Raw genomic sequence first — 16,998 nt, 5'->3', positions numbered from 1 at the left:
TTGAGAAATTAGTTATTGAGCCAATACTTCTTTAATTTTTGCAATCGCCCAATCAAGGTCTTCCTGAGAAATAACGAGAGGGGGCGCAAACCTGATGACATTTTCATGCGTTTCTTTACAAAGAAGTCCCTTCTCTTTTAACTTTTCACAATAGGAACGTGCCGGTTCTGTCAGCTCTACTCCAATGAATAAACCTTTCCCTCTTACTTCTTTAATTTTAGGGTTATTAATTTCTTTTAAATGGTCCTTTAAATACTGACCCATTTTAAGAGATCTCTCTACAAGATTCTCATCTTCAATAACTTCCAGTGCAGCTATCGAGACGGCGCATGATAATGGATTCCCTCCGAAAGTGGAGCCATGGGATCCTGGTTCAAACACTCCAAGAATGTCTTTATTTGCAGCCACAACTGATATTGGCATGACGCCTCCGCCTAAGGCTTTACCAAGAATGTACATATCCGGTTCGACATTCTCCCAGTCGCACGCAAACATTTTCCCTGTCCGGGCAAGCCCGCACTGGATCTCATCAGCCACATAAAGCACGTTATTTTCCGAACAAATATCATATGCTTCTTTCAGGAAACCTTCAGGAGGCATATTTATCCCCGCTTCTCCCTGAATAGGCTCGAATAAGAAAGCTGCGGTATTAGGGGTAATCGCCTCTTTCAGTGCCTGGGTATCTCCGTACGGAATCACTTTAATACCAGGAAGCATCGGGCCAAAGTCTTTTTTGTAAGCTTCGTTAGACGAGAGAGAAACGGCTGTCATCGTTCTTCCGTGGAAGTTTTCCTCACAGACGATAATTTCCGCCTGGTCAGCTGCCACTCCTTTAACACGGTAAGCCCAGCGGCGGACAGCTTTAACTGCTGTCTCTACCGCTTCGGCACCTGTGTTCATTGGAAGGACCATCTCTTTCTTAGTCAATTTAGAAACTGTTTCATAGAAAGGACCAAGCTGGTCATTATGAAACGCGCGGGACGTCAACGTAATTCTGTCCGCCTGATTTTTTAATGCTTCAATAATTTTAGGATGCCTGTGTCCCTGGTTTACTGCCGAATAGGCACTAAGCATATCTATATAACGGTTACCTTCAGGATCTTCTACCCATACACCTTCCGCTTTGGAAATGACAATCGGGAGAGGATTGTAGTTTCTGGCTCCGTATTTCTCTGTTACATCGATAATCTCAGTAGTTGTGGCCATTTAAAGTCCCCTTTCACTTAAAATGTTTCAGATACAGTCTTCGGCTGCAGGAAATGCAGCAGGTAGTCAGGTCCCCCAGCTTTAGAGTCTGTACCGGACATATTAAAGCCGCCAAATGGATGATAGCCTACAATAGCCGCTGTACATCCACGGTTAAAGTACAAGTTTCCTACATGAAAGTCCTGGCGCGCCTGCTCAAGGTGGTCTCTGTTGTTGGAGATAACAGCCCCTGTCAGTCCGTATTCAGTATTATTTGCAATATCAATCATCTCGTCAAAGTCTTTTGCTTTAGAGAAAGCAACAACTGGTCCAAAAATTTCTTCCTGCATAATGCGGGCTTCAGGGTCCACATCAGCAAATACCGTCGGCTGGATGAAGTAGCCTTCAGAGCTGTCGCCTTCTCCTCCTGCCATTAACCTTCCTTCTTTCTTACCGACTTCAATATAATCAAGTATTTTATCAAAGGCAGCCTGATCATTTACAGGCCCCATAAAGTTAGAGTTATCTTTATAAGTAGGACCGACTGTTAATTCTTTCGTGCGGGCAGCAACTTTTTCAAGTACTTCATCGTAAACATCCTCATGGATGACGGCACGGGAACACGCGGAACATTTTTGGCCGGAGAAACCGAAAGCTGAATAAACGATAGACTCCACAGCTAAATCGAGATCAGCATCATTATCTACAATAATGGTATCTTTACCGCCCATTTCAGAAATGACACGTTTCATCCATTTTTGGCCATCCTGAACTTTTGCCGCACGCTCAGCAATATGAAGACCGACTGCTTTAGAGCCTGTGAAATTAATAAAACGCGTTCTCGGATGATCAACGACATAGTTGCCCATTTCTGCACTGCTTCCAGGAATATAGTTCACTACCCCTTTTGGAAGGCCGGCTTCCAAGAGAACTTCCATAAATTTATATGCAATGACAGGAGTCGTTTTTGCAGGCTTTAAAAGAATGGTATTACCTGCAACCATTGGACCAACAGTCGTTCCAGCCATAATGGCAAAGGCAAAGTTCCATGGAGAAATAGTAACCCCTACACCAAGCGGAATATAATTAAACCGGTTAAACTCGCCTTCTCTTGAATTGATTTCAATCCCGTCTTTAAGACGAAGAATTTGTCTTGCGTAGTATTCAAGGAAATCAATCGCTTCTGCTGTATCAGCATCTGCTTCTTTCCATGGTTTCCCAGCTTCGTAAGTAAGCCATGCAGAAAATTCATGTTTTCTGCGGCGAATCATGGCAGAAGCACGGAACAGAAGGTCAGCGCGAGAAGCCGGATCCCACTTGCTCCAAGATTTAAATGCTTCGTCAGCAGCTTGCATTGCTTTCTCTGCCAGTTCCTGACTGCACTTTGATACGTACCCGACAATTTCTTTTTTATTCGCAGGGTTTTCTGAGACAGTTTTATCCTCAGTAAACACTTTTTCACCATTAATAATGAGAGGGTACTCCTGGCCTAACTGGCTCTTCACGTAATCTAACGCCTTCTGATATTCTTTACGGTTCTCCTCCACTGTAAAGTCTGTAAATGGTTCATGTTTGTAAGGTACTACCATGGGTTGATCCACTCCTTTAAATCTTATAATTTATTTATTTAACAGTTAAATATGTTGCAATAATCATGCCAACTTAAAAAAGGCTCTATGTAAGCCTTTACATAAAGTCTTTCTGAAAAATTATTTTGCACAGATAAATTATTTTGCGGTATATTGCAAAAAATATTTGCAGGCAGTCTTCTAAAGTGAGTACAATGAAATTAAGAAAGGAGTGTACCACTATGGCTGAAACGTTATCTGCCCCTGCTCTCCCCTCTGTCTACCGCCAGTTGCTTGATGCAATAGATGTAGGGATCCATGTTATCAATCATGAAGGAAAATCCATTATATATAATAGAAAGATGTCGGAAATTGAAGATATGGAGAAAGAAGATGTCCTCCATAAAAACATCATGGATATTTTTCTTTTTAATAAGGAAGAAGAAAGCAGGCTTCTCCAGGCTTTGAATCACGGAGAGGAGCACCACAATGCAAAACAGGTCTATTTTAATTTTAAAGGACAGGAAATCACAACAATTAATGACACCTTTCCACTTATTTACGAGGGAAAAAGAATTGGAGCAGTAGAGGTTGCTAAAGATATTACCCGGCTCGAACGTCTTACGAGAGAAAATGCCAGAGATAAGCAGGATGCAAGGTTCACATTTGATCAAATCATTGGGGATTCCAATGCTATCAGGGAAGTGGTAGAAAACGCCCGAAGAGCTACCAGAACCACTTCTTCCGTACTTATCTCGGGCGAAACAGGAACAGGAAAAGAGCTATTTGCCCAAAGTATTCATAATGGAAGTGAAAGAGCTTCTAAGCCGTTTATCAGCCAAAATTGCGCTGCATTGCCGGATTCATTAATAGAGGGTATTCTTTTCGGGTCAGTTAAAGGGGCTTTTACAGGAGCTGCAGATCACCCGGGGCTCTTTGAGCAAGCAGATGGCGGGACACTGATGCTGGATGAGATTAACTCCTTAAGTGCGCCTCTTCAGGCTAAACTGCTGCGGGCCATACAGGAAAAATCCATACGAAGAATAGGTGATACGAAAAATCGCTCGGTGGATGTCCGGATTATCGCTACAATAAATGAAGATCCGGCTGTGTCTTTAGAAAAGAACCGGTTAAGAGAAGACCTTTATTACCGGCTGAGTGTCGTTTCTATACTGGTGCCTCCTCTTCGCCAGAGAAAAGAAGATATCCCGGTGCTGGCAAACCACTTTGTTAATAAATATAACAAGCGGTTTCAGTTAAACGTACCCGGGATAGCGAAAGGTGTCCAGCAGCTTTTCCAGGAATATGACTGGCCGGGGAACGTAAGAGAACTTGAACATATGGTGGAAGGAGCCATGAACTTAATCTATTACGACGAAAGGATTGACTACACTCATCTGCCGGTTCATGTCCGTAATAAGTTTCCTTCCTATAACGACATATCCCACGCACCTGAAGCGCTTGTCGTTCCGAACACTCCTCCTACTAAGCCGCTGCAGGAATATATGGAGGAAGTCGAAAAAGTGTATATCGAACAGATTCTGAAACGCCACAGCGGAAATGTGACACAAGCTGCAGATGAGCTCGGCCTGAGTCGGCAAAGCCTGCAGTACAGACTGAGAAAATACCGGCTGAATATACGGCAATCCTAAAATTAAACGATTTAAATGCTTGTTTCTACAAATTTATTTCCCGGGAAACCATCACTTTCTTCTTAACTGTAAAAAACGGGACGGCTTTTATGAGCCGTCCCGTTTTTTTATAGTTTAAACATCAGGTCCGTCTAAATCTTTTAAATCGTTCTTTTTTTCAGTTGAACCTGGTTGAGATCCTGTTTTGTTCTCTTTTTTGATTTTGTTATCCAGTTCATTCAGTTTGCCTTTTGCAAAGTCTCTGCCCCCTACACCGAAGGCGATCGCAAATGCTACTGAAATACCGCCAAGGATCAGTAAGAAGGCAATATTAACAATTGTGCTTGCAAACTGCAGCTGGTCAAATGTCATAAACACAGCCACAATAATGATAATATATTTAACAACTGATGAATAGAAAGAACTGTTAGTATACTTTCTGACTAGAGATCCAAGGAAGTCGGCTGCAAACAAGCCAATCCCTAAAATAACGAGTGCACTGATTAACAGTGGAAGATACATCAGGATGGCATTACCGATATTATTTAAAACTTCTAATTGAAGGACACCCAATGCTTCAACTGTAAAGAACAGAATGATAATGACATTGGTGATATGTCCCAGAATAGTAGATACTTTAAAATTCGGTGCCTTGGAAGTATCAACATTGAAATAATTGTAAATATTGTCAATGCCTGTTCGTTGAAGCAGGCTTGTTAACAATTCGCTTACAAATTTAGCAAGGTAATAACCTACCAGCACAAGTACAATAGCTACAAATACGTTAGGAATCATGCTCAATACACTGTCGAGCACAGACACAATCGGCTGGGAGATTGTATCAATATTTAATGTTTCCAATGCCACTGTAATAATTGGAATCAGAATAACAACAAATAAGATGTTAGCTAAAATAGAAGATAACTTTGTTGATCCTTCTGGCGTCTGTTCAGACTTCGTTACTTTATTAAACCAACGGTCGATATCCAGGCTTTCAAGAAACTTAAAAAATAAATCCTTCACGAGCCTGGCAATAAAAATACCAATAAACAGAATGATCCCTGCCGCAAACACATTAGGCAAAAATGCCAGGAAGGTTTGCACCATATTTGTGATTGGCTGCGAAACTGCTTCCATGTTTAGTGCATCCAATACACTTGGAAGGAACAAAATAAAGACGAGGAAATAAACAACTTTTGAAATATACTTGAGAGTTTCTTCGCCTTTCTCTTCATTTTCAATCACACGTGTTTTTGCAAGCCCTCGGGCTGCCCCCATTTTCACAAGGCCTTTTGCGATGACGTTTTTAGCCAGTGTCGCTACACCCCATGCTAATAGCAGTAAAAGAAGCGCAATAATCAGGTTTGGGATAAGCGATATTAAATCACTAAGCATCGCTTGGAATTGATCTCCTATGTTATCCATAAATTTATCTCCTCCTTATAATAAGATATAAAATCCATTTCCACTAAAGAGAAGAGATAAACTTGATTCCTTAAAGACCTGCCTTACAAAGCGCCCGTTTCTTCCTTATATATCCAGATAAACTGCCTGTACACCTTCTTTAACGCCTGCTATATAAGGATTTGATTTGTAAATGTTGAAAATTGTGGTATTTTCACATAAAAATTAAAAAAACCAGGCGGTTTAGAGCCGCCTGGCCAATCAGCCAACAGTTTTTAATCTAATTCAAACTCAACCTTCTCATCTGTTTCCTCATTTATTATTTCAAGAGTATCAAGCGTAAATGGCGCTGCGCTTAACTTCAGAGCCTCAAAGAAAGCATCCAGCTTTTCGTCGCTTACTTCTTCATCTTCGAGTATATAGGAAACTCTGGCAGTGTCTCCTGGTATGCGGACACTTGTAATTTCCACTTCCTGCGGGATAGCTGAGTCGTACCAGTCTGCGTCTTCACTGGTTGTTTTCATTTTTTCCACTGTTTGTTCAAAGGTTAATGGATTTCCACTTTCATTGTCCTCTATTTGCTCACCCGCTGCGATTCCACTGATAAGATAAAAATCTTCTTCCCCGTCAATAAGATAATAGCCTCTGTTATGGGAAGAAACTGGGATCGTTTCAACTTCTCCGTGCTGACCATAAATAATTCCCGGTTCTCCTTCTGCTTCAAAACTTACTTGATTAAAACCATACAGCGCCAACAGTTCCTGGAACAGATCATTTAAAAACTGACTTTCGGAACTCGTTAAGGACTCAAGAGAAGATTCATCAGCGAAATTGAGAACGACGGTGTCGTTTTCTGCAGAAATATCGGTTAAATTATCCATATACTGGCCAGATGTAAAATCACTTTCCTGAAGAGAATGCTTAACTGACTCTTCAATCCCTACTTCACTATTTAATACACTTTCTTCAAGTACAACATATTCGGAAACAGAGTCTTCATTTTCTACTGTGTAGATCGTTGCTACATAAATCGATGCGGGCTGCTCAGCATCCAGAGATGTGTCGCTTTCATTATTTTCCTCAAAAGAGGAGTTGTGTTCCTCTGCTTCTTCACCTGTTTCTTCTTCGGATTCATCAAAGCTGTTATTAGAGGCTGATTCCTCATCAGGTGGATTCTCTTCAGGTATTCCCTCTTCTTCATTCTGCTCATTTTCTTCATTATCATTATATAGGGCTGTGTTCATCATGTTTTGTTCAGCTGCTTCATCTGAAGAAAATTGCTGGTCACCATTATCAAACAGAGGAGGAACGATTAATAATAACAGGAACACCGCTGCAGCGGCTGCCAGTGATGGAAAAATCCAAGGTCTTTTTTTACGGGGCGAATAACGTGAAGGGAGTTCCTTTTTAGATTTGTTTTCAATTGCTTGAAATAAATCATCTTTTGACTGATGATCTTTGACGGGAGGAAGCTTTGATAACGTCTTTTCTATTTCTTTTTCATCCCATTTATTGTTCATTTGCTTGCCTCCTTTTCAGATAATCTTCTTCAGCCTTTTCAAGATGCTTCTTAAGTGTTTTTATCGCCCGGTGCTGTGTCGTCTTCACCTTACTTTCAGTCCACCCGAGTATTTCTGCCGTCTCTGAAATAGATAAAGACTGAACAAATCTCAGAAGAACCACTTGCTTCTGGTCCTCACTGCACTTTTCCAGCATACGGTATACTTGCTGAACTTCATCTTTTTGCACAATGATTTCTTCAGGAAGAGGGGCTCTGTCTTCAACTTCAAATTCCCTCTCCGTCCACTCGTATTCTTTTCCGTCTGACTTTCGTTTTTTTCGTGTTTGTTTCCTTATCCAATCTATAGCTACATGTTTTGCTACTGAGTAAAGCCAAGTTTTTTCACTGCTTTTACCCTCAAACGTTTCATATGAATTTAAGACTTTAATATATACTTCCTGAACCAGCTCTTCGGCTGTTTCACGGCTGCGCACAAGATAAAAAAGATATTGGAAAAGCTGATGGTGGTATGTTTCATACAACCGTTCAAACTCCTCTCTCACGTCATTCCCTCCCTGGCTATTGTCTTTGTCGTCATTAACAAACGAAGCGTTACAAACTATTTATCCTTAGTAAAAGATGACGACAATGAACAAGTTATCTGGTCAACGCCCAAATCCAAAATATGGCTCCGCCTACAAAGGCATATATTAATAAAAGCACGGCTACCTGCCAGTTTTTTAATTTCATATTTTTCACCAACCCTTTTTTCTTTTGTATCCGATTCACATTATATAGAAGAAAGAAACAGTTAGCCACTGGGAAGTTGGACCGGGAGAGCGCAAGCCAGGTTTTTGGTCTTAATACTGTGAAGCGATATTTACCCATAATAAAAACTGCTGCTCATTTAAAAACATGAACAACAGTTAAATTAACCCTTTTAAGTATTTACTTTCTGCTTCTTAGGTACAATCTCAAATATTTTACCGCTTTCAAATAAGGAAATAACATCATTAATCCAACCATAGTACGCTGCCGCTTCATTTAGTCTATCCAAATCCCTGTTCACCTTCTCTTTGATTTCGGCACAGGAAGTTGTCTCACCAAGCTCGTGAAGCATGCTTTTCGTTTCTTTAATCGCTGTTACATTTTTTTCAGTTGCGTTTCTCCATCTCGTAATAAATACTGTCGAGAAAGATTTATACCAGTCCTCTTCTGTCTTGTATAAATCTTTCCGCACCCCCTTCTCCCATACTTGCTCGACCATATTGGCTTCGTATAAAGCTCGAATCCCGGTACTCATACTCGTCTTACTCATTCCCAGTGATTCGCTCATCTCATCCAGCGTCATAGGTTTATCAGAGAAAAAAACAGTTCCGTAAAGCCGTCCAACCGAGGGGCTAATACCATATAAATGAACGTTCTTAGCGATTTCCGAGATAAAACGATGGCGCGCTTTTTCTAATTTATTTAAATCTGCGTCTAAATCCCCATTCGATTCCATCGTCTGCCTCCTTTGCTTTTTTTCTTCATATATGATGTTAACAAAACGACTTTAGTAAAAGAAAGCAGCGTACTGCCTATCATACATAAGTAAAACAGAGTATTTAGCAGATGTACTTCAGTAAACTCTGTACAGTTTTTTCTGTACGAACTTTTCCTACAAAATTCGACATATACGCCGTTTGCTCTTACTTGGGCGAACGGTTATAGTAATAAAGGTCGACAAATCCCATAATCATTCACATTTTGAAACAAAGTCCCACATTTTAACAATTATAAAAGCAGAGGTGTATAACCGTGGCTAAAATTAAAGTTGAGGGTTTAACCAAGATATTCGGCAAAAAACCGAAACAAGGTATCAAGCTCTTAAAGGAAGGAAAAACCAAGGACGAGATTCTGAAGGAAACAGGTTTAACAGTTGGGGTAAACCAGGCATCCTTTGAAGTTAAGGATGCCGAGGTTTTTGTAATTATGGGTCTCTCCGGAAGCGGGAAGTCCACACTCGTCCGTTTACTGAACAGACTCATTGATCCTACCGACGGAAAAGTCTGGATTGACAACGAAGATCTCGCCCAAATGAATGAAAAAGAATTAAGGAAAGTACGCAGGGAAAAAATGAGTATGGTTTTCCAGAAATTCGGTTTATTCCCTTTCCGTACCATTCTCTCCAATGTTGAATATGGGCTGGAAGTGCAAGGTGTAGATGAAAAAGCACGCCGCGAAAAAGCTATTCAATCATTAGAGTTGGTAGGTCTGAAAGGCTATGAAAACCAATATCCGGATCAGTTATCCGGAGGAATGCAGCAGCGTGTCGGGTTAGCAAGAGCACTTGCCAATGACCCAAGTGTTCTTTTAATGGATGAAGCTTTTTCAGCTTTAGACCCGTTAATCAGAAAAGATATGCAGGATGAACTTCTTGAACTGCAGGAAAAAATGCAGAAAACGATTATCTTTATCACGCACGATCTGGATGAAGCTTTACGTATAGGCGACCGGATAACCATTATGAAAGACGGTGCAGTCGTTCAGGTCGGGACGCCTGAAGAAATTCTTACAAATCCGGCAAACGAATACGTTGAACGGTTTGTTGAAGACGTTGACCGCTCGAAAGTATTCACAGCCGGAAACATTATGGTTCGCCCGGAAATGATAACTATTGAGAAAGACGGTCCTCGTGTGGCTTTACAAAGAATGAAAGATGCTGGAATTTCCAGTGTTTACGTTGTTAAACGAAATAAAGAACTGGTGGGAATTGTGCACGCTAATGAGGTCTCAAAAGCCGTAAAAGAAAATGCTGCTGACCTCAAGCCGCTTGTGCAAAAAGAAGTGCCGACAGTTCATACAGATACACCAATGCATGATTTGTTTGATACTGTTTCAAATTCCCCTGTTCCGATAGCCGTATTAGACGACGACAACCGTCTTAAAGGTATTATTATCCGAAGTGCAGTACTGTCTGCATTAAGCGGAAGCGAGGTGAATGGTAATGCCTGAATGGTATGAATCAATTTATGCGTGGTTTGAAAGTTTATTAAATTTTGTACCTAGAATTCCTTTAGGGTCCTGGGTTGAAAGTTTTGTAGAATGGCTGAAGAATGCCCAGTTTCTTTTCGATGGTGTGAGAGGTGTCATTGCATTTATTGCTTCGGACGTATTTTTGAATTTTTTCCAGCTCATACCGCCAATAATATTTATTTTAGTATTAACAGGGCTTTCTTATTTACTTGTTAAAAAGCAGAAATCTTACGGCTTACCCGTTTTAATATTTTTCGGTCTTCTGTTAATAGAAAGTGTGGATTACTGGGACGACCTTTTGTTAACTTTATCACTTGTTTTAACCGCTACTCTTATATCTGTTTTATTAGGTGTTCCTATTGGAATCTGGATGGCTAGGAACAATTTAGTTCAGAAAGTAGTCACTCCGATATTGGACTTCATGCAGACCATGCCGGCCTTTGTTTATTTAATTCCGGCGGTAGCTTTCTTCAGTATCGGTATTGTGCCAGGGGTTGTAGCATCCGTTATTTTCGCTATGCCTCCGACAGTGCGTTTAACTAACCTGGGAATTCGCCAGGTGCCGACTGAAATGATTGAAGCATCTGATGCTTTCGGTTCTACACCGAAGCAGAAACTCTATAAAGTCCAGCTGCCAATGGCGAAAGTCACCATTATGGCCGGGATCAACCAGACAATTATGCTTGCTTTATCAATGGTTGTTATCGCCGCTATGATCGGTACAGACGGTATCGGACGCCAGGTTTACTATGCAGTTGGCCGAAACGATATAGCTATGGGGTTTGAAGCAGGTATCTGTCTTGTTATTCTGGCTATTATTTTAGACAGACTTACTCAAGCACTGAATCCTGCTAAGAAATAATATATCTGGTTTTATTAGGCGCTGTTGAATAGTAGAGGTGAGGTGTATACATCACCTCGGTGATAAAGCTGCAACGCTCTTCAACATCGCCTGGTATATAAAAAAGATTTTTCTAATTTAGAAAAAAGGCTCTGTTAAAGATGAATATTTATTTTAAAATCAGCAAAATTTAACAGAGGCTGGAAAAAAGAAAAGGAGAGGGTCAAATTGAAACTACGTCAATTAGGTATCGCAGCAGGTATGTCAATGGCACTTGTTGCAGCAGGATGCGGAACAGACAATGAAGAAAATAATGCACCTGCAAATGACAACAACAATGCAGGTAACAACAATGAAACAGAAGACAATGCAGGGGCAAATGCTGGTGAAGAACTGGATTACACCATTACAGGTATTGATGCAGGGGCTGGAATTATGTCTGCCGCTGAAGAAGCTTTAGAAGTCTATGATCTGGAAGACTGGACTGTACAAGCAAGTTCAGACGCAGCTATGACTCAAGCACTCGGTGACGCTTACGAAAATGAGGAACCGATTATTGTCACAGGCTGGACTCCTCACTGGAAGTTCGCTGCTTATGACCTGAAATATCTCGAAGATCCTGAGGGTGTATTCGGTGATGCCGAAGATATTAAAACTTTTGCGCGTGAAGGTCTGGAAGACGACATGCCTGAAGCTTACACTGTGCTTGAAAACTTCCAATGGTCTGAAGAAGACATGGGAGAAATTATGATGGACATCAACGAAGGCGCAGATGAAAGAGAAGCTGCCCGTGATTGGATTGACAATAATGAAGATCTTGTCAGTGAATGGACTGATGGAGTAGATTCAGTAGATGGTGAAGCCATCGAACTCGTATTTGTTGCTTGGGATTCTGAAATCGCGTCTACCAATATGATTGGTCTTGTACTTGAGGACCTTGGATATGATGTCTCTCTCACTCCTCTTGAAGCCACTTATATGTTCCAGGCTGTGGCAGAGGGACAGGCAGATGCCATGGTAGCAGCATGGCTGCCGCATACTCATGACCACCTTCTTGAACAATACGGTGATACAATGGTGGATCTTGGAGTTAACCTTGAAGGAGCTAGAATAGGACTTGTGGTACCTGAATATATGGATATCGATTCTATCGAAGACCTTCAATAATATTATCTGAATTATTTAAGATGTCCCCTGAGTGCTGAAAATGCACTCAGGGGACATTTTTTATTATGTATTTTGACACCTCGCAGCCTTCCTTCCGTGTACAGCTGGTTTATTTATTTAAGCATCTCCCTTTTCCCATCTTTGTAAATCGTTTACAATACAAATAAGTCAAAATTTAATAGTCTTTAAGACTAGGGGTGTTTATTGAAATAAACTGAGAAAAAGGTAGACTCCTTTTACCCTCGAACCTGATCTGGCTTATACCAGCGTAGGGAAGTCGATGCAACGAATAAACACAATGATTGCAGCCGTATTCCATATGCTCCGGAATGCGGCTTTTCTATTTTTTGCAGCTTATATACAACTTTTATTCCGCCAGGTTTCTCTTAATTCAAGCTATTACAGGAAGGTGTGAAAGTTTTTGAAAGAATTCAGTTTATACGCCATTACCGGGGAAGAATTCCATCCGGGTAAAAATGTGGTGGATGTTATGGAAGAAGCAATTATCGGAGGCGCAGACATTATTCAGCTCAGGGATAAAACGGGCAGTAAACGTGAAGTGTTGGAGAAAGCACAAGCTTTAAGAGAACTAACTCTCAAGCACAATGTGATATTTATTGTAAATGATCATATCGATGTGGCGATGGCAGTCAATGCAGACGGGATTCATCTGGGCCAGGATGATCTCCCTTTAACTGAAGCGCGGAAAATCACAGGTAAGGACATGATTATCGGCATCTCCACTCACCACATCGATGAAGCAAAAGCCGCCGAAAAAGAAGGGGCTGATTATATCGGGGCAGGACCTGTTTTCGCCACTAATAGCAAGGCAGACGTCACCTCTCCTGTGACTACCGATTATATTAAGCAGGTAAAAGCAGAAATTTCTATCCCCTTTGTAGCGATAGGCGGAATAAAACGTCATAACGTCGATGAGGTGCTTGAAGCCGGAGCAGAACGAATTTGCATGATCAGCGAAATATCAGGAGCTGAGGACGTTCGCAGTGTCTGCATGGAGCTTCGCGCCAAACTTGAAGGAGGTAACTAATGAACTTAACGATTAATGGAGAACAGCATGAACTTAATGTTCAGACTGTTAATGATGTCGTCTCCCACTTTAAATTGAAACCAAACCTTATTATTACCGAAGTAGATGGTGAAATTGTCGATCAGGAAGCATGGAACCGCACTGCTTTGCAGGATGGTTCCAGGATTGAAATCGTTGAATTTATTGGAGGAGGTTAACAGATGGCACATCAATTAACGATTGCAGGAAAACAGCTCTCTTCCCGTTTTTTTCTCGGGACTGGCCGCTATCCTAACCCATATGTACAAAATGAAGCCATTCGGGCTTCGGAAGCAGAAGTGCTTACCTTTGCCATCCGAAGAGTTAATCTGGAAACACCAGGGGAAGACGCGATTTTACAGCATCTGGACGATAATCATTCGTTCACCTATCTTCCAAACACATCTGGTGCTAAAACAGCTGAAGAAGCTGTAAGAATAGCAAGGCTTGCTAAAGCGTCAGGTCTCAGCGACTGGATTAAAGTTGAAATCAGCGCCGATGAAAAAACGCTGCTCCCTGACCCTGTAGAAACACTGAAAGCTGCTGAAATCCTTGCTTCGGAAGGGTTTACTGTTCTCCCTTATACTTCTGATGACCCTGTATTGTGTAAAAGGCTTGAAGAAGCAGGTGCAGCTGCTGTTATGCCTGGAGGCTCGCCTATAGGCACAGGACTTGGAATATTAAATCCGTATAATTTGTCTTTAATTACCGAACAGGCTTCTGTCCCTGTCATCGTGGATGCTGGTCTCGGTTCTGCTATGGATGTTACACAAGCCATGGAATTAGGGGCAGACGGTGTGTTAATGAATACACCGGTAGCTAAAGCGAAAGATCCAGTAAAGATGGCTTTGGCCATGAAACATGCGATTAACGCAGGGAGACTGTCATATGAAGCAGGAAGAATACCAAAGAAAAGATACGCCACTGCTTCAAGCGGTCTTCCTTCTTTTATTTCTTATTAAGCAGACAGGTGGTGACCGGTTTTGAAAGAGAAAATTTTGATTTTGGGCGGGGGTGTCATCGGCCTGGCCACAGCCTTTTCATTAAGTCGGCGGAATTACGACGTAACAGTCCTCGAGAAAAACCAGTGCGGAGGACAGGCGTCCGGGGCTGCTGCAGGAATGCTTGCTCCGTTTTCTGAAATTAGTGAAGATCCAGACCCTTTTTTCTTATTTTGCCTCGATAGCCTGCGTATGTTTAAAAAATGGCAGCAGGATGTAAAAGAGACCTCAGGGATGGATTTTGAGTATACAGAAAGCGGCAGTATACATGCTGTTTATCATGAATCAGACACCCTGCCGTTGGAATCAAGGATTGCCTGGCAGAAAAAGTTCGGTTCTCAGGCTGAAATTATTGAAGGAGCACAACTAACATCCCTTGAGCCCAACCTGTCAGACGAGGTCATTGCGGGGATATATTCAGATGAAGAAAGTCACGTATTTGCCCCGGACTATGTAAAAGCTTTAAAGGCGGCCTGCGAAAAAAATGGCGTAAGTATTGTTGATAACCTGAAAAAGGTGCGTATAAAAAAGTGGGCGTCAGCGCCGGTGCTGGAGGCCGAGTCTGGCCGGACTTTTACAGGGGATACCCTCGTTGTCTGCTCAGGTGCCTGGAGCGGGGAATTGGAAGCAGTTTTTAATATCCGTATACCAGTTTATCCAATACGAGGGCAAATTTGCGCTTATGATAGAGGTGCTGAAACAGTCAATCATATTATAACCACCAGCCAGGGTTATCTCGTTCCAAAGTCGAATGGCACACTTATTAACGGAGCTTCAGAAGATATAGCGGGGTTTAATACAGAAGTGACTGACAAAGGGATTTCGCGGCTGGTTAACTGGAACAGCCGTATCCTGCCTTTCTTAAAAGAAAAAAGCCCTTTTCATACGTGGGCTGGGCTCCGTCCAGCTACCCAGGACGGCTTTCCTTTAATAGGTCCTCTTAAAGATCACCCGCATATCATTTTTGCTGCCGGCCATTACAGAAACGGAATTTTATTAAGTCCAGTGACTGGAGAAGCAGTAGCTGACTATATCTCCGGAAAGCAGATAGATGACCATTACCGAACGGCCTTTCAACCGGAAAGGTTTACGTGATCAAGATTCTCTAAAAAGGACAAGCATCATTTTTCGGCCCACTCGGATGCTTTGATGCCATCCGGACGGGCCTTAATTTCGATATCACTTGCTCAACTGCTTTTCCGGAAATAAGGTCTTCCTTCCGAAAGCGTGGAAGCCTTTACTCAGAAACGATTACCCAAAAAAGTTAATCCAGAAACGACACCTGAATAGAACCGTTTGTTCCTTTCGCCTGCATATGATAGGTGGCGGCGCCTATAACAGCTGATCCTTCTTTCCTTTCTGTTTTATCCATCCATTCTACATCTCCGCCCACGTTACCGTTTGTCGTTCTCGCGTCAATTGATAAATCGCTGTCTCTTGGAATACGGACCGTAATATTTCCATTAGTAGTTTTGATGTCCCAGTTTCCGCCGATTTTTTCGCTTTCCGCATCTACCGTGCCGTTTGTTGTTTTTAATTTAACGCTTTTCATCACATTTGTAGCGGACATCCGCCCGTTAGTCGTTGCAGCATCCGCATCCCCTGAAATATTTCTCAGGGAAACGAGACCATTAGTATTTACGACTTCAACATTTCCTTTTATCTCTTCGGCCTGCACCCTGCCATTTGTTGTCCGGACTGCAAGATCATTTGACAGATGGCCGGCATCAACTGAGCCATTGGTGACAGATACCTCCAGCTTTCTGTCTTCCGGCACGTAAACTACAAGGTCAGCAATTATTTGATCAGTCTGGAAAAACCAGAATGAGCCGGGCTTTTCAACAGTATAATTGAAACTGCCCTCTTTCATTTCAACATTTCTTACTTCCTCAAAAGTTTTTACCACTTCTGCCTCATTTCCATTACCCCGGACAATACCTTCCAGTGTCATCACATTTTCCGGCGTTCCCTCTATACGCAGTCTCGCGTTTGGGATTTCAAGAATGATTTCGTTTATATCAGCAGGTATGTCATAAGCTTCTTCCACTTCTGCTTCCGCTCCGTTAACTGTCCATTGGAAAAACGGAATACCATGTGCTAAACCAGGTCCGGACCATTGGCTGTTCTGAATGCTTCCACTAACAACCATCGCCATAATGATAATGACGAGAGCTCCTTTATCAAAAGAAATGGTCTCTCCATCCTCCCTGTTGCGGTAAAACAATATCACTTCGATAAGGAGGGCGACTAAAATAATCGGCCATACATAACCAAAAGCGGCCATTAAGGTAATACCAGTCAGCTGCTGAGCCAGAAATATACCTCCAGTCAGTATAAACAATAGACCTAATGTTCTGCGGCCAAGCTTTTTCATAATTAGCCCTCCTCGTATATTGTTCTTTAATTCTATTTTATACGATTTTCCCATTCGAAAGTATGGTCCTGGGAAATATATTTCGTACGTCTTAAGGCGTACAATTATAAAAACAAATAATTGCAGAATGGGCCATGAAACCGGCCAAAAGCTGTTTTTCTTCTTCAGGAAAATATTTCTTCGAAAAGTTGTAACATTTGTTTGCTTATAACGACTAATCAGTTGAATTATACATACAAAAA

At 41.7% G+C, this 16,998-nt stretch carries 15 protein-coding genes and 1 riboswitch; of the genes, 8 read left to right on the top strand and 7 right to left on the bottom strand.

Translation table 11 applies throughout. From position 1 onward, the window contains the following. Positions 1–12: 12 nt before the first annotated feature. Entirely contained in the window at positions 13–1,206 is a 1,194-nt protein-coding gene (locus K8O68_RS17200) for an ornithine--oxo-acid transaminase (protein WP_230898025.1), read from the bottom strand. Positions 1,207–1,223: 17 nt separating this feature from the next. Beyond that, on the bottom strand, positions 1,224–2,774 hold the full coding sequence (gene pruA, locus K8O68_RS17195) for an L-glutamate gamma-semialdehyde dehydrogenase (protein WP_230898024.1): 1,551 nt from the start codon (positions 2,772–2,774) through the stop codon (positions 1,224–1,226). Positions 2,775–2,995: 221 nt separating this feature from the next. On the opposite strand from pruA, the gene K8O68_RS17190 reads away from it, so the two are divergent. Next, a complete protein-coding gene (locus tag K8O68_RS17190) occupies positions 2,996–4,405 on the top strand; it encodes a sigma-54 interaction domain-containing protein (protein ID WP_230898023.1) in 1,410 nt (469 codons plus the stop codon). A 114-nt stretch (positions 4,406–4,519) separates the two neighbouring features. Here K8O68_RS17190 and K8O68_RS17185 read toward each other — a convergent pair whose 3' ends face one another. The 4 genes from K8O68_RS17185 to K8O68_RS17170 all read right to left on the bottom strand — a co-directional run bounded on the left by K8O68_RS17185 (position 4,520) and on the right by K8O68_RS17170 (position 8,793). Further along, positions 4,520–5,809, bottom strand: coding sequence for a mechanosensitive ion channel (locus K8O68_RS17185; protein ID WP_230898022.1), 1,290 nt, complete (start codon positions 5,807–5,809; stop codon positions 4,520–4,522). A 254-nt stretch (positions 5,810–6,063) separates the two neighbouring features. Further along, the gene (locus K8O68_RS17180) at positions 6,064–7,308 is read right to left on the bottom strand and encodes a hypothetical protein (protein ID WP_230898021.1); all 1,245 of its coding nucleotides are present in this window, start codon (positions 7,306–7,308) and stop codon (positions 6,064–6,066) included. After that, complete coding sequence (gene sigX, locus K8O68_RS17175) at positions 7,298–7,852, bottom strand: RNA polymerase sigma factor SigX (protein WP_230898020.1); 555 nt, start codon at positions 7,850–7,852, stop codon at positions 7,298–7,300. The genes K8O68_RS17180 and sigX overlap by 11 nt, the downstream gene beginning before the upstream one ends. A gap of 377 nt (positions 7,853–8,229) precedes the next feature. Beyond that, positions 8,230–8,793 carry a GbsR/MarR family transcriptional regulator gene (locus K8O68_RS17170; RefSeq protein ID WP_230898019.1) on the bottom strand — a complete coding sequence of 188 codons (564 nt, stop codon included), beginning with the start codon at positions 8,791–8,793 and terminating at the stop codon, positions 8,230–8,232. Between the two features lie 296 nt (positions 8,794–9,089). Here K8O68_RS17170 and K8O68_RS17165 point away from each other — a divergent pair, with 296 nt between their 5' ends. The 7 genes from K8O68_RS17165 to thiO all read left to right on the top strand — a co-directional run bounded on the left by K8O68_RS17165 (position 9,090) and on the right by thiO (position 15,477). Beyond that, positions 9,090–10,286, top strand: a complete 1,197-nt coding sequence (locus K8O68_RS17165; RefSeq protein ID WP_230898018.1) for a quaternary amine ABC transporter ATP-binding protein — start codon at positions 9,090–9,092, stop codon at positions 10,284–10,286. Further along, entirely contained in the window at positions 10,279–11,169 is an 891-nt protein-coding gene (locus K8O68_RS17160) for an ABC transporter permease (protein WP_230898017.1), read from the top strand. Before K8O68_RS17165 ends, K8O68_RS17160 begins: the two co-directional genes overlap by 8 nt. A gap of 207 nt (positions 11,170–11,376) precedes the next feature. Beyond that, the gene (locus K8O68_RS17155) at positions 11,377–12,315 is read left to right on the top strand and encodes a glycine betaine ABC transporter substrate-binding protein (protein ID WP_230898016.1); all 939 of its coding nucleotides are present in this window, start codon (positions 11,377–11,379) and stop codon (positions 12,313–12,315) included. Between the two features lie 183 nt (positions 12,316–12,498). Next, positions 12,499–12,607: riboswitch (TPP riboswitch) on the top strand. A 129-nt stretch (positions 12,608–12,736) separates the two neighbouring features. Then, entirely contained in the window at positions 12,737–13,363 is a 627-nt protein-coding gene (gene thiE / locus K8O68_RS17150; RefSeq protein ID WP_230898015.1) for a thiamine phosphate synthase, read from the top strand. Further along, on the top strand, positions 13,363–13,560 hold the full coding sequence (thiS, locus tag K8O68_RS17145; protein ID WP_230898014.1) for a sulfur carrier protein ThiS: 198 nt from the start codon (positions 13,363–13,365) through the stop codon (positions 13,558–13,560). Before thiE ends, thiS begins: the two co-directional genes overlap by 1 nt. A 3-nt stretch (positions 13,561–13,563) precedes the next feature. After that, positions 13,564–14,343 carry a thiazole synthase gene (locus K8O68_RS17140; protein ID WP_230898013.1) on the top strand — a complete coding sequence of 260 codons (780 nt, stop codon included), beginning with the start codon at positions 13,564–13,566 and terminating at the stop codon, positions 14,341–14,343. Between the two features lie 21 nt (positions 14,344–14,364). After that, entirely contained in the window at positions 14,365–15,477 is a 1,113-nt protein-coding gene (gene thiO / locus K8O68_RS17135) for a glycine oxidase ThiO (RefSeq protein ID WP_230898012.1), read from the top strand. Between the two features lie 169 nt (positions 15,478–15,646). On the opposite strand, the gene K8O68_RS17130 is transcribed toward thiO, so the two are convergent. Further along, positions 15,647–16,756: a DUF4097 family beta strand repeat-containing protein gene (locus K8O68_RS17130; protein WP_230898011.1), complete on the bottom strand. Its 1,110-nt coding sequence runs from the start codon at positions 16,754–16,756 to the stop codon at positions 15,647–15,649. Between the last annotated feature and the right edge of the window lie 242 nt (positions 16,757–16,998).

Source organism: Salipaludibacillus sp. CUR1 (assembly GCF_021028955.1).
Lineage (GTDB): Bacteria > Bacillota > Bacilli > Bacillales > Salisediminibacteriaceae > Salipaludibacillus.
Note: the sequence above shows the minus strand (reverse complement) of the source record. Positions and strands in the feature narration are given on the sequence as shown.